Source organism: Haloplanus salinarum (genome assembly GCF_009762275.1).
GTDB lineage: Archaea > Halobacteriota > Halobacteria > Halobacteriales > Haloferacaceae > Haloplanus > Haloplanus salinarum.
Genome location: NZ_CP034345.1, coordinates 3,179,346 through 3,202,573, shown reverse-complemented (window position 1 = coordinate 3,202,573; position 23,228 = coordinate 3,179,346). Strand labels below are relative to the sequence as shown.

Sequence of the window (23,228 nt, the reverse complement as noted above, 5' to 3'; positions counted from 1 at the left end):
TCCTTCGCCAGAACACGCTGATCACCCGTAAGACAGCTCCCACCCCAGCCGACGCCGCTCCGCAGGAACCGCTCGCCGATGCGGTCGTCGAGGCCGATGGCGTCGGCCACCTCGTAGGCGTCGACGCCGTACTCCTTGCAGATGTTGCCGAGTTCGTTGATGAGGCTGATCTTGGCCGCGAGGAAGGCGTTGTTGGCGTACTTGATCATCTCGGCCTCGTCGAGCCCGGTGCGAACGACCGGGACCTCGTCGAGCAACGGCGCGTAGACCGCCTCCAGCGTGTCGAGCGCGCGGTCGTCGGTCGTCCCGAAGACGAGCTTGTCCGGGTGTTTGAAGTCGTCGACGGCGCTCCCCTCGCGCAGGAACTCGGGGTTCATCGCGAGGCCGAAGTCGGCCCCGACCCGCAGCCCGGACTCGCGTTCGAGGATCGGCCCGACCACGTCGGCGGTCGTCCCGGGGACGACGGTGCTCTTGACGACGACGGTCGGATGGCCCTCGACGTCGGCCAGCACCCCGCCGAGCGCCTCGGCGCCCGCCTCGACGTACGCGGTGTCGATGCTCCCGTCGTCGTTCGTGGGCGTCGGGAGCGCGAGGAAGACGACCTCGACGTCCGCCAGGTCCGCGTAGTCGGTCGTCGCGAACAGCGACGAGCCGGCGTAGCGGTCGAGCAGGTCGTCGAGACCGGGTTCGGAGATGGGCGACTCCCCCTCGTTCAGCCGTCTGACCACCGATTCGTCGACGTCGACGTTGATCACTTCGTGCCCGAAGTCGGCGAGACAGGCCGCGACGGTCGTGCCGACGTACCCGCTCCCGACGATACCGATCTTCATACCCCACCCTGTGCGACGACGGATCAAAGAGGGTTCGGATGCGGCCGATCCGGGCCGATCCCCCGGCGGTGACGAGCCGTCAGCCCGCCGGCGCGTCGACGTCGAACGCATCGAGGGCCGTATCGAGGCGCTCCGGGTCGTCGCTCCCCGGGAGCGGGCGCTCGGCGGTCCGACAGGGGGCGTCGACGGCGAGTCGGTCACAGAGCAGGTCCGCCGTCGCCTCGGCCATCCGCCGGTAGGTCGTGAGCTTCCCGCCGACGACGGTGACGAGGCCCGCCGCGCCCTCGGCCTCGTGATCCAGCAGGGCGAACCCCCGGGAGATGGCGCGGCCGTCGCGCCCCGACTCGTCGGGGGCGTACAGCGGGCGGACGCCCCAGTAGGTACGGACGGTCGGCATCCCGGCCACCGCCGGACACATCGCCGCGCACTCGTCGACGATCCGGTCGACCGCCGCGTCCGACCGCTCGAAGTCGTCCGGGTCGTCGACGGCGACGCTCGTGGTGCCGAGGACGGCGGCCTCGGGCGTTGGCACCACGATGTCGCCGTCGGCCGGCGGTCGACACCGGTTCAACACGGCGTCGACGCCGGGGTTCTCGACGGCGACCATGGCGCCCCGGGTGGGACGCATGGGCACCGAAACACCCGCGAGGGCGGCACACCGCTCGGCCCACGGACCGGCCGCGTTCACGACGGCGTCGGCCTCGACGGTCGTCCCGACCGTCCCGCCGACCGCGACGGCCCGCACGCGGCCGTCGGCGACGCGCATCGACTCGACCGGCGCGTGGGTGTGGATCGTCGCCCCCGCCTCGCGGGCGTCGAGGGCGTTCGCGACGACCAGCCGCGACGGCGAGACGACGGCGTCGGGGACGGCGAGGGCGCGCTCGACGGCCGGGCTCGCCTCGGGAACCCGCGCCCGGAACGCGTCGCCGTCGAGGGTCGTCGTCTCCATGCCGAGGTCGGCACAGGCCGCGCGCTTGCGCTCGAAGTAGTCGGGGTCGTCGCCGTCGAGTTGGAGGAAGTAGCCGCCGGTCTCGCGGAGACAGCCGCTCGCCACCTCGCGGAGGACGCGGTTCTCGGCCAGACAGGCCGCGGCGTCGTCGGGGTCGGCCTCGGCGTACCGGGCGCCGCTGTGGAGGACGCCGTGCGAGCGCCCCGTCGTCCCGCCGGCGAGGGCGCCGCGCTCGACGAGAGTCACGTCGACGCCGCGAAGGGCCAGATCCCGCGCGACGCCGACGCCGGTCGCCCCGCCGCCGATCACGAGGACAGTCGTGCGCATACCGTCCCGTGGTCGAGCCCCGCACTTCACGGCGTCGGTGGGGCGCTCCGTGACGCGGTGCTTTTAACGCCCCCGGCCGGAGCGGAGGTATGGTGCCACCGCTCGTACTGGACATCGACGGGACGCTGACCGCGCCGACGGGAGGGATCGATCCGCGGGCCATCGAGACGCTCCGGGAGTGGGACGCGCCCGTCGTCGTCGCGACGGGCAAGGCGTTCCCGTATCCCGTCGCGCTCTGTCATTTCGCGAACGTCCCCGAGCGGGTGATCGCCGAGAACGGGGGCGTGGTCTACGCCGACGACGAGGTGACGGTGACCGTCGACGGCGCCGACCGCCCCCGAGCGGCGGCGCGGGCGTTCGTCGACCGGGGCGGCGACTTGGGGTGGGGGGCGGCCGACACCGTCAACCGCTGGCGCGAGACGGAGGTGGCGGTCCATCGCGACGCCGACGCGGCGTTGTTGGGCGCCGTCGCCGAGGAGTTCGACCTCGAAGTGGTCGATACGGGCTACGCCTACCACCTCAAGACGCCGGACGTCGAGAAGGGGGACGGACTCCGGTCGGTCGCCGCGACGCTCGGCCGCGATCCCGCGGACTTCGTCGCGGTGGGCGACAGCGAGAACGACGTCTCCACCTTCGCGGCCGCCGGGCGGTCGTTCGCGGTGGCGAACGCCGACGACCGCGCGCGCGCCGCCGCCGACGAGGTGACCGAGGGATCGCATATGGACGGCACGCTGGAAGCGCTCGCCACGTTCGCGTGACGCCGGGGCGCCGTCGCCTCGGGACGAGCCTCTATGCCGGCGTCCTCTTTACCGTCCTCGGCGCCGTCGCGTGGGCCAGCGGGCGGCCGTTCGTCTTCCCGAGTCTCGGCCCCTCGGCGTTCGTCCTCGCCTTCGAGCGCCGGGGGGACCGGACGGCCACCTACCGGGTCGTCGGGAGTCATCTGATCGGCGGCGTCGCCGGGTTGCTGGCGTACACCCTGTTCGGCGCGGGCGTCACGCTCACGTCGACGCCGCCGGCCCTCTCGACGGCGGGACTCCGCCTCGTCGGCAGCGGCGTCTGCTCCATCGTCCTGACCTCGTGGGGCATGATCGCCACGGATACGAACCACGCCCCCGCGTGTGCGACGACGCTCATCGTCTCGCTCGGTCTGCTGTCGACCCCGCGGCAGGTCGCCATCATCGTCACGAGCGTCGTCGTCCTGGTCGAGGTTCACGGCGTCGTCGTCGGAGGGTTCCGGCGACTGGTCGGGGCGTCCCCGGTCGACGGGGTCTGATCACTCCCCGGCGTCGACGCTCTCGGCGACCCACGCCGCGAACGGATCGTGGCCGCCGGCGACGCCGATGCGCTCGATACGGGGGACGTCGTGGGGATGCCACTCGGCGACGCGCGCTTCGAGGTCGGCGTACCGGTCGTCGGTCGTCTTCGCCAGCAGTATCGTCTCGTCGTCCGCTTCCACCGACCCTTCCCACCGGTAGACCGAGGAACAGGGGACGAGGTTGACGCAGCCGTCGCGCCAGCGTCCGTGCCGCCTCGGGGGGAGCGGTGACGCACGCCGTGGGCATCCTCGTACTGTTTATTGTACGTCGTTACCGGTGGTTCGCCTGACTTGGCGAACCACCGGTAAACGGGTACAACAATCCGTATCAGGCGTCCGCGGGGTCCCGCTCCGTCTCGATGGGGACGAACGTGCCGTTGATGTCCCACTCGTGGATGCAGTACACCTCGCCGACGAGCCGCTTGCCGTCGTCGTCGACGTCGATGCGCCACGTGCTCGTCGCGTCGTTCCAGACCTCCCGCCGGCCGCAGTCCTCGCACTGGCGGGCGGTCGGTTTCCTGATTGTCACGCCCATGGCGGGAGTAGCGGTCGACGGGGATTTAACGGTACCGTCGGCGCACGGAATTTACGTCGTGCCGACCAATGGTCCCCATGGGCTTTCATACGTTCGACAGCGACCGGGCCGACGCCCTCGAAGACGCCGCGACTAGGTACCGATACTGCTCGCGCGAGGAACTCCACGCGCTCGTCGGCCCGCATTCCGACATGGTGCTCGCCGACATCGGCAGCGGAACCGGCTTCTACACCGACGACCTGGCGCCACACGTCGGGAGGGCTTACGCCGTCGACGTCCAGTCGACCATGCACGACTGCTACCGCGAGAAAGGGGTCCCCGAGAGCGTCGAGTTACTCGAGGCTGACGCCACCGACCTGCCCCTCGCCGACGACGAACTCGACGCCGTCGTCTCGACGATGACCTTCCACGAGTTCGCCGCCCCCGAATCGATGGCGGAGGTGGCCCGCGTCCTCCGACCGGGCGGGCACCTCGTCACCGTCGACTGGGCCCGGAACGGCGCGGGCGAGGCGGGCCCGCCGCGGGACGAAACCTACGCCCTCGGCGACGCCGTCTCCCTCCAGACCGACGCCGGCTTCGCCGTCGAACGCGCGACGACGCGGCCCGAGACGTTCGTCTGTGTCGCCCGCCTCTAAACCACGATACCCTCGGTGTACCGTTCGAGGGCGACCACGAGGGCGGCGCCGACGACGCCGGCGAGCGCGAAGACGAGGAGCGCTCCGGTCGTCCAGCCGCCGGGCGCGAGCGCCTTGCCCGCCTGCACGACCGGGGCGCGCAGGCCGCCGACGACGAGGCTCACGAGGAAGGCGAGCGTCGCGTAGCGGTAGGTGGCGAGCGCCCAGCGGACGGCGTGGGCTACGGATAGCAGGCCGACGACGGCGCCGATACCGAAGGCGACGACGGTCGTACCGGGGGCGATCACCGCCGCGACGCTCCCTCCGACGAGTAGGCCGAGGAGGCCGTCGACGAAGGCCGTCAACCGCCCGACGAGGAACTCGTACTGCCCCAGGATGACGAGGATGAGCGACCCCGAGATGCCGGGCAACACCATCGCGCTGATGGCGACGGCACCCACGGCGACGGTCACCAGTGGCGTGGAGGGGAGCGCCGTACCGGCGCTCCCAGCCGAGATGAAGGCCACGAGGAACCCGGCGAGGGCGGCGGCGACCCGTCCAGGGGTGTCGAGGGCGACTTCGGTGCCGAGGACGACCGCCGAGGCGGCGATCAGTCCGAAGAAGAAGCCGAACGTGAGGACGGGTTCGGAGTCGAGCGCGACGTGGAGCACGCGCGTCACCACGAGGATGGCGGTGGCGATGCCGCCGCCGAGCGCGGCGAGAAAGCGACCGTCGACGGCACGGAAGGCGGCGCGGGCGTCCGCGCGCCGCCCCGGAACCGGGGCGGCGAGGACGGACAGTACGCGCGCCGGCGTGACGGCGGTGATGGCGGCGATGAGGCGCTCGTAGATGCCCGTGATGAGCGCGATGGTGCCACCCGAGACGCCCGGCACGGCGTCGGCCGCGCCCATGCAGATCCCCTTGAGGTAGACGACGACCAGCGAGGGGAGGCGACGGTCCATCTCCCGTCAGGCCCGAACGTCGGCGGTGGGTGCGTGGAGCCGCGACTGGGCGGCGGGCGACGCGTCGTCGGTGCCCCCGCCGTCGTCCGGACTCTCGGCCCCGTCGGTCGAGCCGTCGACCGAGCCGGCTGGGTCCAGGGATTCGGACTCGTTACCGCCGCCGAGCGAGAGGTTCTGGAACGGGTTGTTCTCCTCCAGGGTCACCTCGCGGTCGCCCTCGATGTCGCCGTTGACGCGGCCTTCCTCGATCTGGACCTGGGAGCGGTACTGGACGAACGAGCCGTTCCGCGTGGCCAGGCCCGTCTCGATCGTGTACGGGCCGGTCGCCCTGACGCTCACGTTCGTGTAGCCGTTCGAGGGGCCGTACTCGTCGTAGCCCGTCGTGGCGTAGGGGAGCGTCATCCGGAGTTCGCCGTCGTCGTTCGTCCGGGTCTCCTGGGTGTAGGTGAACGTCTCGTTGGTCGTCGGCACCCGCATCGGCACCGTCGCACGGACCGACGTGTTCGGGGGCAGACCGTCGCTGGTGACCGTCGCTCCGGGCACCTTCTCGAAGGACTTCACCCACGAGGGCTCGTAGACCGTCTGCGACGACGGCGGCACGCCCGTCACGGCGAAGGTGCCCCGCGTGGCCCGCTGGTACTGCGAGGCGCTGGTGGCGTTCGACTCGCTCACCTTCACCAGCCGGTAATGTTCCAGTGCGGGCACCCGCTCGGTCGGGTAGTGGCCCACGCCGCCGATCTGTGACGTGCTGTCGTTGGCGACGTAGGACTCCGCGGCCGACATGTTGGGGAACTGGCGGAGGACCCGCTGGTTCTCGCCCTGTGGCCCGGCGCGGATGGAGATGGTCTCGCCGCTCTGGGTCTGTGCGCGGCGCTGTTCCCAGTCGACGACGATCGGCTGGGGCTCCATGGCGCTCCCGTGGTAGGCGTAGAGCCGAACCATCAGGCTGTCGTAGTACCGCTGGTTGCGCAGGTAGAAGAGCCCGCGGAGGTTGCTGGCGTACACCGGACCGTAGAAGTCGCTCTGGGAGACGTTCTCGGCGTCGTAGAAGACGGTCGGGGCGCCGAACTTCGACTGCGGGTTGACCATCTGCCAGTCGACCATCACGTACCGGGTGCCCGCGGCCTCCTCGTCGCGTTCGCCGAGGGCGTCCTGCGCGGCCGTCTCGTTCGGGGCGAGCAGGAAGTTCGCGGCGTCAGTAGCGCCCTGCTGGAACGGGTTGGCGTTCGGAATCCGCTCGCCGCGGACGGTGATCCAGTGGCCGTAGTCCCACCACGACTGCACGCCGTAGGCGCCGGCCGGGTAGTCGTAGTCGCTCGTCAGGGAGTACGTGCCGTAATGCTCCATCTCGTTGTCCGCACCGCCGAGGGTGCCGGGTGCGGGCGTGTTCGACTCCATCCAGTCGAGCGACCCCTCCCACTCGGTGATCGCACCGGGCCCCGTACTCTGGGCCGACTCCCAGGCGGTGCTGCTCCGATCGAAGTCGGGGTTGCCCGTGCTGCGGACGTTCATCGGCACGAGCAACACCGGCGTGACGATCAGCATCGCCGCCGCGAGCACCGCGAGCACCTGATACCCCTGCAGGTCGCTGAGCGCCTCGAACGACGAGACGTCGAGGTCGAGATACGCGAGGACCTGCCCGATCAGGTAGGCGTTGGCGATCGCGACCACGGGGGCCAGGTAGTAGTGGAACCGGACCTGGGTGAACGCCGCCGACGTCATGAAGGCGGCCCACACGACGAACAGCAGGTTCTCGCCGTCGTAGTTCGACTGGAGGACGGCCCCGAACAGCATCAGCGCCACCAGCGCGATGCCGATCAGTTCGGAGACGACGCCGACGGCGTCGCCGAGCGCCCGGAACGGCCCGGGGACGAGGAAGATGAGGCCGATCAGCGCGAGCGAGCCCGCGGCGTAGGCGACGCGTTCGGTCTCGCCGTCGCGCACCAGCGGCTTGGCGATCAGCCAGATGACCGCCGCCACGCCGGTAAAGAGGGCGAAGCCGTAGTCGGCCATGATCCGGCCGGTGGCGTCCATCGCGTTCTGTTCGAGGATGTCGGGCGAGAGGTACGGCTGTGCCTCGGAGATGGTCCGGAGGCCGGCGGTGGCGCTGAAGCCGATGAAGCTGAGGGCGTTCGAGGTGATCGTTCCCCACAGCGACGGGAGCGCGACGGCGCCGACGCCGGCCGCGACAGCGATCAGCCCGACGACCGCGACCGGGTAGAGCGACCGGTCGAGGTCGGCCCGGTCGAACTGCCGGGCGAGTCCGGCCATGAACGCGGCGCCGGCGCCGACGCCGAGCGCGACGACCGGCTGGAGGAAGCCGAAGTCGGTCGGGCTGAACGATCCCTCCTCGAACTGGAGGAGCATCAGGAGGGCGGCGACGACCATCGAGACGACGCCGACGAAGGCGACCGGCTCGGGCGAGCCGCCGGTGACGTAATCGCTGGTGAGCTGATAGACCAGGTAGACGCCGAAGACGCCGACGAGCAGGACGCCCGGCGGCCACACCCACATGTAGAGCGCGACGGCGACGCCCGCGAGGGCGCTCCAGAGGAGCGGCTGGCGGAGGGCCTCCAGGTCGCGGTCGAGGACCAGTTCCCAGACGGGCTTCTCGCGGCTGGCGACCGTCACCGCGATCATCAACGCCAGGACGGCGATCGTCTGGAAGAGCGGCTCCGCGATGTTGTGGTCGGCAAAGCCCACGAGGCCGCGCTGGAGGAACTGCCCCGGAAGCAAGAGGAGGACGACGGCACCGAAGAGACCGGCCAGGCGGCCGGCCATCCGCTTGCCGACGGCGTAGACGGGGAGTGCGATCAGCGCGCCGAAGACCGCCGGCGCGACCAGGAGTGTCTTCGCGATCAGGTCACTCGACGGACTCCCGAGGCCGACGACCAGCGCCGCCGTGGCGACGATCTGGTCGTAGAGCGTCCCGAACTGCGCGGCGTTCGTGCCGTACGGGAAGTTCGTCCACGGGTCGTACGGCATCGTGAACGGCCAGTTGCGCACCGTGTACTCGACCTGGCGGAGGTGATACCAGGCGTCGTTGCCGGAGAAGTACACCCGTCCGTCCCGGACGAAGGTACTGTACTTCTGGAGGCGGATGGCGAGCATCGTCGCCACGACGAGGACGAGCACGGGGACGTGGTACCACTCGAAAAAGAGGTCTACGACCGACGAGGACCCCTGTCTCTGATCGTCGCTCATTGGCCGAACGGACTGGGATTATGGGCATAAACCTTGTTATCTCCCGGCGGCCGCAAGGAGTTTCCACGCCCGAACGACGGGGCGTCGCCAACGAAAACGCTTATTCGCACCTCGGCGGAACGTCCGGGCGATGCAGGTGTCGGTCGTCGTCTGTACGTACGCGATGGAGCGGTACGACGCCTTCAGCGAGGCCGTCGAGAGCGTCCTCGCCCAGACGTACGAGCCGCTGGAAGTCGTCCTCGTCGTCGACGGGAATCCGGACGTGTACGACCGGGTGCAGGAGCACTTCTGTGACCGCGAAACCGTCGTCTGTCACTGCAACGATGAGAACCGCGGCATCTCCTACTCCCGGACCAAGGGTGCCGAACTCGCCTCCGGGGAAATCGTGGCGATGCTCGACGACGACGCCGTCGCCCACGAGGACTGGATCGCCGAACTGGTCGCGGTGTACGAGAACACCGACGCCGTCGCCGTCGGCGGCGACGTGCGCCCCGACTGGCAGACCGACCGCCCCGACTTCTTCCCCGCGGAGTTCTACTGGCTTGTCGGCTGCGTCGAACCCGGCTTCGCCGAGGACGGCGAGGAGATCCGCAACGGCTACGGCTCGAACATCTCCTTTCGCCGGGACGTCTTCCTCGAGGCCGGCGGCTACGACACCCACACCGGCCGCCGGGGCGACAAACACATCCAGGCCCACGAGGCCCCCGTCTGTATCCGGATTCGGGAGTTGACCGGGCGGGGCGTCATTTATACCGACGACGCGGTGGTGGAGCACAAACTGTTCGACTACCGCGGTGAGTTCAAGTGGCTCGTCTTCCGGTCGTTCTGGCAGGGGTATTCGAAGCGGGTCATGAACCTGCTGTACCCCGACGAAGACGGGGACGAAGCCGACTATCTCCGACTGCTGTTTCTGGATCGGGTTCCGCGGCGGGTGAAAGGGCTGTGGACGAAGCCGTCCGTCGCCGCCGTGTTGCAAATTTTGGCTATCGTTGTGTTCACCGGGGCCGTGGGGCTGGGGTATCTGTACGCGCTGCTGACGCCGGGGTTGTTGGAGAAGGTGGAGACGGTCGAGGAGTAGGTCGTACCGTTATCAGCCATATACTCGACGAACCGATCCGCGTTCGAACTTTCGCACCCGCTTCACGATGCGTCGTCTCGGTCGACGTACAGCCGGCAGTATCAGTCGACGATTCGTTCGAGGCGCGCGGTGTTTCGATCACGAACCACTCCGACGGCTTCGCGTGTCTTCGTCGCCGTCTCCTCGCTCCACACGCCCCAGAAGTCCGCGAGGTCGTTCATGCGAAAAGTACGATCCGATCCGACAAAGCCGTACCGTTCGCTACAGCGACGGCGGCCCGTCCACGTCCGCGCCCGTCTCGGACGGCGACGCTAGTTCACGCGCGTAGCCGCTCGCCCGTGCCGCCGTCATCGCCGCCGAGAGCGCGCCGAAGGCGAGGCGGTCGTCGAGCGGCAGGTCGGGAGCGTCCGTATCGAGCGGCGCGTGACGCGGCGGGATCGGCGGCTCCCCGTACCGCCCGGGGTAGTACCGCTGGAGCTGACAGTGACCCCGCCCGACCCGGACGTTCTTGTCGTAGAGGGAGCGAAACGACGAGCGCACCGGGTGGTTGACGACGGCGTCGGCGCAGTAGCCCATCTCGTAGCCCGCGGCGTCGACGCGGTTGCCGAACTCCATGTCGCCGCCCGAGACGAGACGCGGGTCGAACAGGCCCACGTCCTCGAACACCTCGCGTCGGACGAACAGGGCACAGGTCGGGGCGTAGCGGTGGCGGGCGAGATACTGCTCGACGGGGAAGCCGGTGTGAGCGTTGTAGCGGGCGGTTCGGGTGCGTTCGTCGTCGGGGATGGTGAGGTCGACGCGACAGCCCATGTAGTCGAGGTCGTCCTCGTGGAGGTGGGCGAGTGCACGGTCGAAGTAGTCGTCAGAGACCGTCATGTCGGCGTCGAGGAAGGCGATGACGTCGGCGTCGGTGTGGCGGATACCGGTGTTTCGGGCGGCGTAGGAGGACTGGACGTCGTGTTCCGTGTGGAGAACGACGTGATCGTGGTCACGTTCGTAGGACCGAACGACGTCGGGTGTGTTGTCGGTGGAGGCGTTGTCGACGAATACCAATCGTCCCCGGACCGACCGTACGGAGAGCGAGTCAAGCGTCCGTTTCGTTCCCGCTGGGTCGTTGTACGTGGGAACGACCACGTCGACGTTCACCATCTCTCCTTTCTCCTCTCCGACTCGCCACGATAAACGTTCAGATCAGGGCCCTGAACTTGTCGGCGAGTTCCTCTACGCCCTGGTCCAGCGTGTACACGGTTTCGAATCCCCGGTCGGAAATCTTCTCGTCGCTCACGATGTAGGAGAGTTGGTTGATGTTTTCCGCGTCGGTATAGCCGACTTCGACGTCGGGGAAGTGGTTCACGATGGCGTCGACGACGTCCTGGAGTCGACCGTTCTGTCCGACGACGTTGTACGCTTCGCCGTCGCCCAGTTCGCTCGCCGCGAACAGCATGGAGCGAACGGCGTCCTGTACGTGGAGGTACGGGCGCTTCTGGTTCTCGGCGCCGCGGTACACGGTGAGCGGTCGATCCATCGCCGCCAACATGGCGAACTTGTCGACGACGGTGTCGAAGCGCATCCCCGTGGTCCAGCCGTAGACGGTACCGAGGCGCAGGGCCGTCAGACCCATCTCCCCGTCGTACTCTTCGAGCATCTCCTGTTCCGCTTCCAGCTTCGCCTCCCCGTAAGGTGACTCCGGGTCACAGTCGAACTCCTCGGTTATTTCCTCGTCGGTCGTCCCGTAAACCGAACACGTGGAGACGTTGACGAACTCCTCGACACCCGCTTCCTGTGCGGCGTCGTACAGTTGCATCGCGGCGTCGTAGTTCACCTCCCACGTCTTCTCCGGAATGTCGAACGTTTCGGAGGCGTTCGTGACCGCCGCGAGATGGAAGACGGTATCGACGCCATCTAGGGCCTCTAAGACGGTTTCCTCGTCGCGGATATCTCCCTCGATGAACTCGTAGTCCGCGACAACGGGGAGGTCCCAGAGCGCGTGGAACCGCGGCTGGCGGTAGTTGTCCAGAATCCGGATTTGCTCGCCGCTGAACGACGGATGGTGAGGGAGTTCACGAATGAGGCGGGAACCGAGATAGCCGAGGCCGCCCGTAACCAGCGTAGTCATGTATCGACGGGTGTCTTATTCGATTGAATAGGTTTCGGTCTGGGACGTGAGGTACTCCCGATCGTCGGCGGGAAGTTCCCGAAACTCGTGAACTCGAGAACAGTTCAGCCCCGGACATTTCAGCGTCCGATTGCGTTCGAGTACGTTGCCGCCGACGATAGTCCCGCACCGGTCACACCGATGGGTGATGATTCTGAGTGTCATTGTTACAGTTCGAGCGTCGAATCCCGGCCGACGACGAGTCGATTGCCGTTCGGTTCGGTCTCGCGAGCGGTGATAGAGACGTCGGGGCCGAGGAGGCTATCGACGATGGTCGCCGAAGTCGTTACCGTCGCGTCGGCCATCATGACGCTCGATTCGAGATGGACGTTCTCGATGGTACATCCGTCACCAACGCTCGTATACGGACCCACGTACGCCCCTTCCCGCACGTGGACGTCGTTTCCGAGCGATACGGGGCCGCGCACGGTGCTGCCCGCCTCGATGACAGTCCCCTCGCCGACCTGAAGGCGGCCTTCGATCGTCGCATCGTCGGCGATATCTCCTCGAACATCGTTCGCGATGTCGTCGAGGACGAGTCGGTTGGCGCCGACGATGTCCTCGGGGGTGCCGGTGTCTTTCCACCACCCGGAGATGGTGTGTGCCTGCACACGATACCCATCATTGAGCAGTCGCTGAATGGCATCCGTGAGTTCGAACTCGCCCCGCCACGACGACTCGAGACCCTCGATACACTCGAAGATCTGTGGGGTGAACACGTAGACGCCGATGATGGCGGAGCGACTCGGCGGATCGTCGGGCTTCTCGACGAGCCGGGCGACGTCGCCTCGGTCGTCGTGGTCGACGATGCCGTACCGGGACGGGTCGTCGACCGTCTGGACCGCGATGCTGGCCTCGTGCGTTCTGGGATCGAATTCGGCGACGAGGTCGTCGATATCGTCGCCGAGAAGATCGTCGCCCAGATAGACGACGAACGTGTCGTCGCCGACGAAATCACGAGCGCACCCGACGGCGTGAGCCAGGCCGAGCGGGGCCCCTTGGAGGATGTACGTGATGTCGACGCCGAAGTCGTGGCCGTCGCCGAGTGACTCCTGAATCGCGTCGGCACCATGCTGTCCCAAGACGACGCCGATCTCGGTGATACCAGCCGAACGCAAGTCCTCTATCGCGTACTCGATAACCGGTCTGTTCGCCACCGGTAGCAGCTGTTTCGGTCCGGTATGCGTTATCGGGCGGAGACGGGAACCCGTTCCACCGGCCAATATGAGTCCCTTCACGGTGTTGTCGGTACCACATCCTCCCGAATCAATACTGTTGTGATTCGTCAGACCGAAACCTTCCCTCAGCCACGGATCCGGTCGTACTTCGCCTCCAGCGCCGGAGCAAGGCGGTCGATATCGTGGCGTCGCTCCATGCGGGAGCGTCCCCGACGACCGAATTCACCGAACAGGTCGGGGTCGTCACGGAATCGGGTGAGGGCGTCGGCGAGTCCCTTCACGTCGCCGGGTCGCGAGAGGAGCCCCGTCTCTTCGTCCGCGACGACGTAGGGAATGTCGGCGTGACTCGTCGAAACGACGGGTTTGCCCGCGGCCTGCGCCTCGAGCAACACCGTCGGTGCGCCCCCCTCGGAATCGCCCCGCGATCCGACCTTGCTCGGTGCCAGCAGTAGATCACACGAATGCACCTCGTCCAGATACGCCTCGTAGTCGAGGAACCCGGTGAACGTCACCTGGTCGAGGACATCCCGGTTTTCGGCTATCGTTCGGAGGTCGGTCTCGGAGTAGCCTTTCACCCCTTCGTCGCCGATGATTCTGAGTTCGGTGTCGGTGTCGCGGAACGTCGACGCGAACGCCCGAATTCCGTCCGGCATCCCCTTCTTTTCGACGAACCGCCCGACCATCAGAACGGTGAGCGGTGGCTCGCCGCTCGGATACGAGGGCTCGATGCGGTCGGTGTCGATGGCGATGCGTTGGAGCGCCACCTTGCCCTCGGGACAGCCGAGACGGACCAGTTTCTCCTTCATCGCTGGTCCCTCAACCAAAAAGAGATCGCCGGCGTCGAACAGGCGTCGATAGAGTCGGAGGTAGTACTGGCGCTTGAGTCGCTGTTTCGCCGTCCCGCCGCGGGTGACGACCTCCGACGTGTCGTAGCCGTAGAACGTCGTCACCAGCGGCCGGTCGGGAGTGCGATATTTCGACAGCGCTGCCCCCGTCGGCCCGAAATGTGCATGAATGAGCTCCGGGTCTCGGCGATCGATGATCTCCCCGTAGAACGGTGCGTCCAGTTTGGTTCGATGAACGGCCTCATACCACCATCGTTTCGGTTGCCAAACTGGCTGCGTGGAGAGCGTCTCCCGCGGCTGAAACGGGAACTTGTCGACGTTCTCTTCGGTGAGGCTACACATGAACGGATCGTATCGGGAGTAGTTCGTGAGGTACTGATAAATGAACGTCTCGGTGAGCGGGAGATAGCGAGTGCGGAAATGGCCGACCGTCGGCGGTGCCGATCCGGTCATACCTGGAGGGCCTCGACGACCCGCTGCTGGGTTGCCGTCTCCATCTCGGGGAACATCGGCAACGAGAGGATGCGATCCGAGAGGGCCTCCGCATGTTCGTACTCGCCGTCGACGTCCCGATAGTACGTGAGTTTGGAAATCGACGGATAGTGGACGCCGGTGAGGATGTCCTGTTCGGAGAGACGGTCGTAGAGTTCGTTGCGCGTGTACGGATACGAATCTTCCACCTCGACGACGAACAGGTGAAAGACGTGCGTCTTGTCGTCGGTGTCGGTGCCGACCCAGCGCAGGCCGTCGATGTCCGCGACTGCGTCGCGGTACCGTCGAGCGACGGCTCGTCGGCTCTCGTTCATGTCCGGGAGCTTCTCGAGCTGGTTCACGCCGAGAGCGGCCGTGATCTCGCTCATACGAAAGTTGAACCCGAGTCCGTCAACGTCGTATCCCCAAGCGTCCACTTTTTCGTCGGGGGACTTCGTCTGGTGGTGATTCCGGAGCTTTCGTACTTTCTCGGCGACGGTATCGTCGTTCGTGGTGACCATCCCGCCCTCGCCAGTCGTCATGTTCTTCGTCGCGTAGAAGCTGAAACAGCCGGCATCACCGAACGACCCGACCGGGCGACCATCGAGCGTCGCTCCCGGAGCGTGGGCACAGTCCTCGACCACCGCAGCGTCGTGTTCGTCGGCGAGATCGAGAATCGGCTCCATGTCACAGGGAAGTCCGTAGAGATGAACGGGCATGACCGCGTCAACGTCGTGGGTCGTGAGAACACGAGAGAGACTGTCAGGATCTAGGTTGCCGTTGTCGTCCACGTCCGCGAGAACGACGTCGGCATCGAGCAGACGCACCACGTTGGCCGTCGCGGAGAACGTCATCGCCGGAACGACGACGGTGTCGTTTGCTCCGATCCCGAGTGCTCGCAGCGCGGCGTATAGTGCCGACGTACAGGAGTTTACTGCGATTCCGTGGGCGGTATCGTGTGCGTCGGAGAAGCCCCGCTCGAACCGCTCGGTCTTCTCACCGAGGGTGAGCCATCCCGATTCGATAACATCTCGAACGTCGTCGAGCACCTCCGTCCCGATGACGTTCGTGACCTCGTACAGTGGAATCCGGTCAGCCATACACTACCCCTTCGCCCACGTCGGAATGAGCTTTTTGTTCCGGACGATAACAAACACTAACTATCGGTGTCGAAAAGGCAGTCGCAATGCGATTCATCCACGACGTGAGCGACGACCGGTGGTGGGATGTCGCGAACGCGTGTTCGTATGCGACTTTCTTCCACACGCCGCTCTGGGCGGATATCGCCACCGCTGCGGAGGACGTCTCGGGGGCTGATCCCGTGGCTGCTGAACTCTCCAACGGAACGACGGTCGTGCTACCGATGGTCCGCCTCTCTCCCGGAGGTAACCGGGTGTTCCGACGGCTCCGGTCAAGCTACGCCGGCTGTTACGGCGGGCTGATCGCCGACGGTCCGCTCACCGAGGAGGTCACCGAATTCTACGATCGTGTGTGCGGCTGGCGGACGGCGGAGTGTAAGGTCGTAGAGTCGCCACTCGCCCCGGAGGAACCCGGACTCGACGCCCTCAACGGAGGGACCGTCTCGACCGAGGAGGACTTCACACAGATCCTCCCGCTCGACCGACCGTTCGACGAGTTGTACGACGACTTCTCGAAAGATAGACGATACGGTGTCCGGAAATCCAAGGAAGCTGGCGTTTCGGTGCGCGGGGCGACGACACTCGACGACTACCGAACGTACTACGGCGCGTACCAGGCGTCGATAGAACGGTGGGACGACGTCTCGAAAACCTACTCGTGGGAGTTCTTCGAGCGCATCCACGAGCTCGCGACCGAACGACCGGAGTCGATCAAACTGTGGGTCACGGAGGTGGATGGCGAAATTGCCTCCGGCGCGTTAGTGTTTTACTGGAACGGCCACGCGGTGAACTGGCATGCCGCCGCCTACGCCGACTACTTTTCGAAGTATATCAACGATCGCATCCATGCCGACATCATCGAAGACGCGGTCGAACGGGGGACGGAGTATTACGACTTCAATCCCAGCGGCGGGATCGAGGGCGTCGTGAAGTTCAAAAGCGAGTTTGGACCCGAAAAACGACCGATCCGTCGCTGGTCGTACCACGACGCGACGTTCACCGCTGCTCAACGGCTTCGCGATTCCATCCAAACTCTGACGAGCGTCGTAGAGTGACGCTCACTCGAGGTAGCCCAGGTCCTGCAACCGCTCTTTGGTCTCCTCGTGGTCGGCCACGTCGGCGGCTGTAGCCTCGAACCGGCCTGGCGACTGCGACTCGACCGGCCGCTCGCACGGATCGCTCCCCGACGCGAACAGGTCGGTCAGCACGTCGCCGTCGACGTCTTCTGGGATCGGTTCCCCGAGCAGGTGCAACGCCGTGGGAGCGATGTCAACCAGGCCCGGCCGATCGAGGGCGGCCTCGTCGCCCGTAATCGACGGTCCCGCGGCCATCAGCACTCCCTCCAAGTGGTTGTCGGCGCGGAACTTGGCGCGGCTACCGAACACCCGCGACTCGTCGTCCGCGTTGACGTCTTTCACCTCGATGCCGTCGGCGTACCGCACGAACAGATCCGGGGCATCGTCGGGGAGTGGCGTCGGGTACACCTCGGCGGCGTCGACGACATCGTTGGCGATCTCCATCCCCGTCTCGGGGTCGCGAGCACGGGCGAGTTCTTCTCGAAGACGTTCGGTCGTCGCCTCGTCGTCGTTGAGGACGTACACGACGCCGTGGGGGAGGCCGACCGCCGCCGACCGCTCGAAGTCGATCCGACGCTCGAAGTCGCTGGTGTCGATGATCCGGTCGCTGCCGTACTCCCCGAGGCGGTCGACGACGCTGTCGGGCAGCGAACGCACCACGAGCGACTTCGCCCCCGCCCGTTCGAGGGCATCGTTTACCGTATCGATGACGCGCCCGACCGTCTGTCGCTTCGAGGTGGATTCCTCGTGGGTCGAGAGATAGCCGTTCTCGACCAACCACGCGTTGAGATAGAACACGCGCTGAATCTCGTGGAGTCCGTGATCGGAGTGGATCACCACGTCGTCCGTGTCGGTGAGCAACTGGCCCAGACGCTCGTCGATCACCTGCCAGAGATGCTTCACGCCGTCGGAACGCCACGACATGTGCTGAAGGTGGTTGACGTAGAAGAACGTCAGGTTCAGCAGCGCTGGCGAGCGTTCCTCGCGCAACCATTCGGCGACGTCGAACCGCTGGTGGATCATCTTCTCGAGGTCGTCGACGATCTCCTGCCGCTCGGGGTGATCGGCCGACGCCGGGTCGGTCGAGGGGTGAAGCTGATAGTCGAACTCGGTTTCGAGCGTCTCCTGTATCGACGCCGGATACGTGTACTCCTCGGGGTCGGCGTACGGTCCGCCAGCGACGAGGACGCCGTTGACCTCGCGAGGGGGGGCGTTGAGCGGGACGCCGAGGACGGCCACCGTCTCGTCCGGGTCGTCGAGATACTCCCAGTAACACTTGCTCGTCAGCGGTATCTGGTCGACCCCGACGAACTCCTGCCGGTCGCGGTCGAACTGCCGCCACCAGTAGACGCCGATGGAACTCGGCTGCTTGCCCGTCGCGTAACAGCGCCACGCCGGACTCGTCACCGGCGGCGTCACGCTCTCCATCCGGGCGCCGGTGCCGCGTTCGAGGATACCGGCGATGGTCGGGAGGTCGTCGAGCCAATCGCCGAACAGATCGAACGTGGCGCCGTCGATACCGACTACGATGGTCGAAATAGTATCACCAGTCTTGCTACAGTCATATCCAAAGACCGTATAAAAACTTTCTTTCGTCGCGTGAACCGTCCGATAGGGCCGAGCGGCTACCGGTCGTACCGAATGGTTCTGCCGATCCTCTACCGATCGTATCTTCCAAGGAATTGATATCCGTCAAGAGCGAAGGCCGGGCCAATGACCGAAAGCGTCGGAAATGATGATATTCCGACTACTGTCCATGCCTTAATTGAAGAGAGCGCAACGAGGGGGGTCGATCTACAGCGCTCGGATGGGGCATTCCCCAGCGGACAGAATGGAGCACTTGCTGAACGTCTTACTCCTGTCCGGGCAACCGCACACTGGTTATTGACGTTGATAAAGGCGCATGAGATCTCGAGCAACGAGGCGTTCGCTGTGGCAGCTGATAAGGCGATTGAGTTCCTCCTCGATACCGAATTCCGGCCCAACCAATACACATACTACGCTCGGACGGTCCAAGGCAAAGACAAATGTAATGGGGTGATCGGACAAGCCGCACCCATCCGTGCACTTGCATATGCTGGCATGAAATTGAACCGACCCGAATTGATCGAAAAATCACGGGAGGTGTTCTCATTACATCCATTCAGCAAGCGACTTGGACTTTGGGAGCGCGTCGAAACAGACGGAACGCTGCTCTCGTATGACCGAACACTCAATCATCAACTGATATTTGCCGCGGCCGGTGCAACGCTGTCTTCCGGAGATGGGGTAAGCGAACTCATCGGAGTATTTTTGCGCAGACTGAAATCGAATATCGGATTGCATCCCTCGGGGGTGATCAGGCATTATGTGAATCCATCTCTTCAAGATGCGACGAGCGTAGCGGTAGATAGCTCCCGACACTGGAAGATGATCTGGAACTGGATAATCTCGAAGTACCACAACTATTCCAACAATATGCTCAAAAAGGAAATCGGATATTTGCCAGTAAACGCATACGCATTAGCGGAATTGCGGCGGCAGTTTCCCGAACACTCTATCTGGTCGCATGATAAAATCGAGACCATTATACAAGGTATAAAACGGGATTCGGAGTCCATCGAATGGGATACGTACGAACAGGGTTCGATGGTTCCTTATATTCACTTGGCGTATGCGCTGTTGTTTCTATGCCGGGATTCTTTTCAGAAAGCATCCGACTTGCTGAAAAAAGGAATCAGGCAACACTATAATTCAGAAACGGGGTTGTTAAACAAAGATACTGCCGACCGACACGGAACGTCGGTTTGGATACTTGTAAACTTTCCAAACATCGAACTGGTTTAGTACGACGTATGACTGGATCGATCCGATTGGTCAGGCTAACACGAATCGGACGGAACGGGTAAGTACCTCTCAGTAGTGTCACCGACACCCACCGGATGGTCGGATCGTACTGGTGATTCAGACAGCGGACCATCCGAATGTTGGTGACTGCACCAGTCAAACGCACCACCGATTATCAACTCGATACTTATATGGCCAGTCCTAACAGTAGCGAATAGACATGACTGAGTTGGCATCAATAATCATAACCACATACTATCGGAACGAGTGGCTTCGTCTTGCCATCAAGAGTGCAATAAATCAAACATACGAAAACGTTGAAACGATAGTGGTCGACGATTCGGGAGAAAGGCACGCCGAAAACGTGGTCTCGGATTACGATGTGACCTATATTCCCCATGACAAGAACAGAGGGGCGAACCCGGCACGGAATACCGGGTTCCAAGCATCTAGCGGCAAATATATTCAATTCCTAGACGATGACGATCAACTACTGCCAGAAAAGATAGAGCGACACGTCGAAATCATTCGGGAAAACGAGGATGTTGGCGTGGCTTATTGTGGTTTCTTTACCGATGAAAAGGAAGGCAGGACCGATGGGACGAGCGATTCGCGTCGAGAGGTTCATCCGAAACCGGACGTCCGCGGGGACGTGCTCGAACAGGCACTAAGGATGTCGATGCATCCATGTATTCCCTCAACTATGCTGATCGAGCGGTCGGTTCTCAAATCTATCATGCCACTCACTCCTCGGCCCGCGCGTGATGGAATCGATATCCGTTTGTTACTGGCTAATAAGACGAGGTTCGAGTATAGCGACGAACTGCTTCTGGAGCGCGGAATTCATGAGGATCACCGCGGGGAGAAACCCGAAGCAATGCCAGATATGATTCGGGTCGTCAAGGATTACAAGGAGATCTATGATGCATACGATCCGCAAATCAGATATCAGCGTCTCGAAACCGTTTACCGCATGCATTCTCGGCGACTACTCGATGAGAAACTGTGGTCACCACAGGCAATTCTCTCCAGTCTCAAGGCACTTTATTGGATGTCGAAGCAGTCGTACGTGAACGTCGTAACGGTCGCATTAGTATTCGCTGCGGTGTTCGGAAAACCAGGCTACCGGATCGCTAGTTCCATTTATAATTCTACGAAGACCAGGTGAACAACGACCGTATGTCGGACTTTATTGCTCCGGCCAAGGAGAACGGAGCTCATTAAACGCTCACTACAGTCACTAAATTCGATTTGAGAAATCTTCCGGATCTGTACACAAATTGAGAACGGTTACAAATAGCCCATCTGTTTCAGGTTCGATCGAACATTTGCCGACAGTTCTTTTTCTCCTCTTGCTGGCACGGGATCGAGGTTTTCAAGATGGGCGCGGAGTTCCGGTAGCAGGTCAGTATTCATCTCTTCATCATGCCGGTACCGATCTTCATCAGGATAATACACTAGTTTGGAATCGGGCGCCTTCCAAATCGCTGCCTGTTTGAAGGGTGGAAACTCCGATTCTGGAAAATCGAGAGCGTCGGAGGATTGATTAAGCTTGCCGCTCCGATAGTGGACGAAAGCGGCATCACGTGAATCAGACTGCAACGGAAGACTATGAGTCGGGGGAGGCGATTCCCCGATCAATTTAAGCAGCGTCGGATAGAGGTCGTTCAGTTGTGCCGGATCCGAACGACGACTTGCTTCCAGCTGTCCGGTCGGGTCGCGGATGAGAAGAGGGACACGGACGAGTTCGTCGCAGATCGGGGACCCATGTCCGAACCGGCCACGTTCGCCCAGCAGATCACCGTGGTCACCGAAGACCACGATGACGGTATTCTCGTACTCGCCGGTTTCGATAAGAGAATCGACCAGACGTTCGATTTGGGCGTCGACCTGCAGTATCGATCCCCGGTACAAATCGATCATAAGTTCGAGCCTGTCCTCGTCGATATCGTAATTCCCTGTCTCGATCCCGTCGCGCTTTCGTTTCAGTTCCTGTTGGTACAGTACATTTTTGTGAAGGTTGATCAACCCTTCCTCCCCGAACTTCCGATAATAGTCGATATGCGGCCGGTATGCGTGATGAACGTCGTTGAGATGAACCATATGACAAAAGGGAGCGTCATCCGACTTCAGTCGGCGAATAGCTTTCGTCACCGTTCGTGCGCCCTTGAGCCGGTGTCTGAAGAATGCTTTCCGTGCTTTGACCGGTACCGCCTCCAACAGCTGCTTCGTTCCCTTGGTTATCGACGACGAATCCCGATCTCGAACCCCATCGCGTAGGTTGTCGAACCCATGTTGGACCATTCCGGGCATTCGTGTGTGCTCGTGGTCAAATCCACGTGCCATACCGCTAGTTCGAAACCAGTCATTGTGGGTGAACGATCGAGCCGTATATCCCCGTTCGACAAGGATCTCCGCCAACGTCGGATGATCTCCGAGGATGGTCTCGCCGTCGTTCAGACCGTGTTCGAAGGGATACAGACCGGTGAAAACTGATGCATGGACAGGAAGAGTCCACGTGGACGGTGAGATTGCCCGTTCGAATACCGTCGACTCCCCAGCGAGGTCATCCAGAAAATCCATCGTCCGTTCGGAATCATTTAGGAAGGAACAGAAATCGGAACGAAGGCTGTCGATCGAGATGAGTAGAATATTTGGAGCTGACATACCGCTCATTGTCGAAGGCTCTGATATTAGTATTGTGGAAAGTATTCACCTATACGTACCCCATCGCCTCCAAGTGCTCCTCCACGGAGGTCGCCACCTCGTCCTCCCGGAGGCCTTCCGGCGAGTGGGTCCCCGAATCGGTCGCCGACGTCTCCACCCACGGCACCACCCGCACGTCGGGATGGGGAAAGCCCTCCGGGTGGCCGTACGTCCCCCACTCGCCAAAGACGTTGCCGTGGTCGGCGGTGATCGCCACCCGCTCGGCGTCGATGTTCTCGAGGAGGAGTTCGACGTCGTCGAGGACGAGTCGGAGGTTCGCCTCGTAGAGATCCCAGTGGGTGTCCGCGTCGAGGTCGCCCGACTCCAGTCGCTTCCACCCGCGGGCTTCGTCCTCGGTCGGCTCCCGATCCTCCCGCATCGCGTCGGCGATGTAGGGGATGTGCGGTTGCATGTAGTGAGCGATCAGACGGTCGTGATCCCCCTCGCGTCCCGCGGCGATCGTCCGGTCGGTGATGGACCGTGGCGGGACGCCGTAGCCCTCGGGGTGGTCGTCCTGCCACACCATCTCCAGGAGATCGAAATCGTCGCCGTCGACGACATCCCACTTCGGCCGGCAGAACGGCACCGTCTCCTTGGGCGGGAACTCGTCGTCGAAGAAGATGGCCTGCGTGTGGCCGTTGCCGGTGACCATGGCGGTCCGGGCGATATCGTCGCGCCGGGCGTCGGTGAAGGTCCCCGCCAGCCACTCCCGGGAGTGGCTGCCGACGGACAGCACCCGGTCGATGGAGTCGACGAACTCGTAGTCGTCGGCGACGGCCTCCAGGACGTCGACGCGGCAGGCGTCGAGGACGACAAGCAGGTCCCACTCCTTCTCGTAGACGTTCCGACCGATCGATCGCCGGGACGTGAGCGTATACCAGAGACCGAGAAAGGCGGTGTAGGCCGCGTGCATCGCGCACCGTTTCGGTCCGTCGTCGTGGAACTGCTCGCGGTGTTCGTCCAGCCACGCCCGAAACGAGATACCCATCGTACCGACTGAAGCGCGGTCGATCTTCAA

At 63.9% G+C, this 23,228-nt stretch carries 20 protein-coding genes and 1 pseudogene; 7 read left to right on the top strand and 14 right to left on the bottom strand.

The genetic code is table 11. The features are described from left to right. Positions 1–8: 8 nt before the first annotated feature. Together EI982_RS18865 and EI982_RS17715 are read right to left on the bottom strand one after the other, a co-directional pair. Positions 9–830: pseudogene (locus EI982_RS18865) on the bottom strand (nucleotide sugar dehydrogenase); the annotation flags it as partial. Between the two features lie 79 nt (positions 831–909). Continuing rightward, the gene (locus tag EI982_RS17715) at positions 910–2,106 is read right to left on the bottom strand and encodes an FAD-dependent oxidoreductase (protein ID WP_157690949.1); all 1,197 of its coding nucleotides are present in this window, start codon (positions 2,104–2,106) and stop codon (positions 910–912) included. 89 nt (positions 2,107–2,195) lie between these two features. Between EI982_RS17715 and EI982_RS17710 the strand changes: the two genes are divergently transcribed. Beyond that, the gene (locus EI982_RS17710) at positions 2,196–2,864 is read left to right on the top strand and encodes a phosphoglycolate phosphatase (protein ID WP_157690948.1); all 669 of its coding nucleotides are present in this window, start codon (positions 2,196–2,198) and stop codon (positions 2,862–2,864) included. Next, on the top strand, positions 2,861–3,379 hold the full coding sequence (locus EI982_RS17705) for an HPP family protein (RefSeq protein ID WP_157690947.1): 519 nt from the start codon (positions 2,861–2,863) through the stop codon (positions 3,377–3,379). Before EI982_RS17710 ends, EI982_RS17705 begins: the two co-directional genes overlap by 4 nt. Here the strand turns inward: EI982_RS17705 and cutA are convergent, their stop codons facing one another. Further along, positions 3,380–3,562, bottom strand: coding sequence for a divalent cation tolerance protein CutA (gene cutA / locus EI982_RS18860; protein WP_233255260.1), 183 nt, complete (start codon positions 3,560–3,562; stop codon positions 3,380–3,382). Between the two features lie 187 nt (positions 3,563–3,749). Beyond that, positions 3,750–3,956, bottom strand: a complete 207-nt coding sequence (locus EI982_RS17695; protein ID WP_157690946.1) for an HEWD family protein — start codon at positions 3,954–3,956, stop codon at positions 3,750–3,752. A gap of 77 nt (positions 3,957–4,033) precedes the next feature. Here EI982_RS17695 and EI982_RS17690 point away from each other — a divergent pair, with 77 nt between their 5' ends. Beyond that, positions 4,034–4,591: a class I SAM-dependent methyltransferase gene (locus tag EI982_RS17690; protein WP_157690945.1), complete on the top strand. Its 558-nt coding sequence runs from the start codon at positions 4,034–4,036 to the stop codon at positions 4,589–4,591. On the opposite strand, the gene EI982_RS17685 is transcribed toward EI982_RS17690, so the two are convergent. Both EI982_RS17685 and EI982_RS17680 read right to left on the bottom strand, forming a co-directional pair. Continuing rightward, positions 4,588–5,532 (bottom strand): DUF368 domain-containing protein, encoded by a 945-nt coding sequence (locus EI982_RS17685; protein ID WP_233255259.1) that lies wholly within the window; start codon positions 5,530–5,532, stop codon positions 4,588–4,590. The genes EI982_RS17690 and EI982_RS17685 overlap by 4 nt on opposite strands. A 6-nt stretch (positions 5,533–5,538) precedes the next feature. Then, a complete protein-coding gene (locus EI982_RS17680; protein WP_157690944.1) occupies positions 5,539–8,736 on the bottom strand; it encodes an oligosaccharyl transferase, archaeosortase A system-associated in 3,198 nt (1,065 codons plus the stop codon). Positions 8,737–8,866: 130 nt separating this feature from the next. On the opposite strand from EI982_RS17680, the gene aglG reads away from it, so the two are divergent. After that, a complete protein-coding gene (aglG, locus tag EI982_RS17675) occupies positions 8,867–9,814 on the top strand; it encodes a glucosyl-dolichyl phosphate glucuronosyltransferase (RefSeq protein ID WP_157690943.1) in 948 nt (315 codons plus the stop codon). Between the two features lie 261 nt (positions 9,815–10,075). On the opposite strand, the gene EI982_RS17670 is transcribed toward aglG, so the two are convergent. The 5 genes from EI982_RS17670 to EI982_RS17650 all read right to left on the bottom strand — a co-directional run bounded on the left by EI982_RS17670 (position 10,076) and on the right by EI982_RS17650 (position 15,563). Then, complete coding sequence (locus EI982_RS17670) at positions 10,076–10,963, bottom strand: glycosyltransferase family 2 protein (RefSeq protein ID WP_157690942.1); 888 nt, start codon at positions 10,961–10,963, stop codon at positions 10,076–10,078. 37 nt (positions 10,964–11,000) lie between these two features. Continuing rightward, on the bottom strand, positions 11,001–11,930 hold the full coding sequence (locus EI982_RS17665) for an NAD-dependent epimerase/dehydratase family protein (RefSeq protein ID WP_157690941.1): 930 nt from the start codon (positions 11,928–11,930) through the stop codon (positions 11,001–11,003). A 206-nt stretch (positions 11,931–12,136) separates the two neighbouring features. Beyond that, the gene (locus tag EI982_RS17660; RefSeq protein ID WP_157690940.1) at positions 12,137–13,207 is read right to left on the bottom strand and encodes a glucose-1-phosphate thymidylyltransferase; all 1,071 of its coding nucleotides are present in this window, start codon (positions 13,205–13,207) and stop codon (positions 12,137–12,139) included. A gap of 65 nt (positions 13,208–13,272) precedes the next feature. Continuing rightward, positions 13,273–14,445, bottom strand: a complete 1,173-nt coding sequence (locus tag EI982_RS17655) for a glycosyltransferase (RefSeq protein WP_157690939.1) — start codon at positions 14,443–14,445, stop codon at positions 13,273–13,275. After that, the gene (locus EI982_RS17650; RefSeq protein ID WP_157690938.1) at positions 14,442–15,563 is read right to left on the bottom strand and encodes a DegT/DnrJ/EryC1/StrS family aminotransferase; all 1,122 of its coding nucleotides are present in this window, start codon (positions 15,561–15,563) and stop codon (positions 14,442–14,444) included. The genes EI982_RS17655 and EI982_RS17650 overlap by 4 nt, the downstream gene beginning before the upstream one ends. Positions 15,564–15,649: 86 nt before the next feature. Between EI982_RS17650 and EI982_RS17645 the strand changes: the two genes are divergently transcribed. Continuing rightward, a complete protein-coding gene (locus EI982_RS17645; RefSeq protein WP_157690937.1) occupies positions 15,650–16,657 on the top strand; it encodes a GNAT family N-acetyltransferase in 1,008 nt (335 codons plus the stop codon). Positions 16,658–16,660: 3 nt separating this feature from the next. Here EI982_RS17645 and EI982_RS17640 read toward each other — a convergent pair whose 3' ends face one another. Then, complete coding sequence (locus EI982_RS17640; protein WP_233255331.1) at positions 16,661–18,175, bottom strand: alkaline phosphatase family protein; 1,515 nt, start codon at positions 18,173–18,175, stop codon at positions 16,661–16,663. Positions 18,176–18,391: 216 nt separating this feature from the next. On the opposite strand from EI982_RS17640, the gene EI982_RS17635 reads away from it, so the two are divergent. Further along, a complete protein-coding gene (locus EI982_RS17635) occupies positions 18,392–19,504 on the top strand; it encodes a hypothetical protein (protein ID WP_157690936.1) in 1,113 nt (370 codons plus the stop codon). Positions 19,505–19,724: 220 nt separating this feature from the next. After that, positions 19,725–20,672, top strand: a complete 948-nt coding sequence (locus EI982_RS17630) for a glycosyltransferase family 2 protein (RefSeq protein ID WP_157690935.1) — start codon at positions 19,725–19,727, stop codon at positions 20,670–20,672. A 122-nt stretch (positions 20,673–20,794) separates the two neighbouring features. Here the strand turns inward: EI982_RS17630 and EI982_RS17625 are convergent, their stop codons facing one another. Together EI982_RS17625 and EI982_RS17620 are read right to left on the bottom strand one after the other, a co-directional pair. Further along, positions 20,795–22,171, bottom strand: coding sequence for a sulfatase (locus tag EI982_RS17625; RefSeq protein ID WP_157690934.1), 1,377 nt, complete (start codon positions 22,169–22,171; stop codon positions 20,795–20,797). Positions 22,172–22,220: 49 nt separating this feature from the next. Beyond that, positions 22,221–23,198, bottom strand: a complete 978-nt coding sequence (locus tag EI982_RS17620; protein ID WP_157690933.1) for a hypothetical protein — start codon at positions 23,196–23,198, stop codon at positions 22,221–22,223. Between the last annotated feature and the right edge of the window lie 30 nt (positions 23,199–23,228).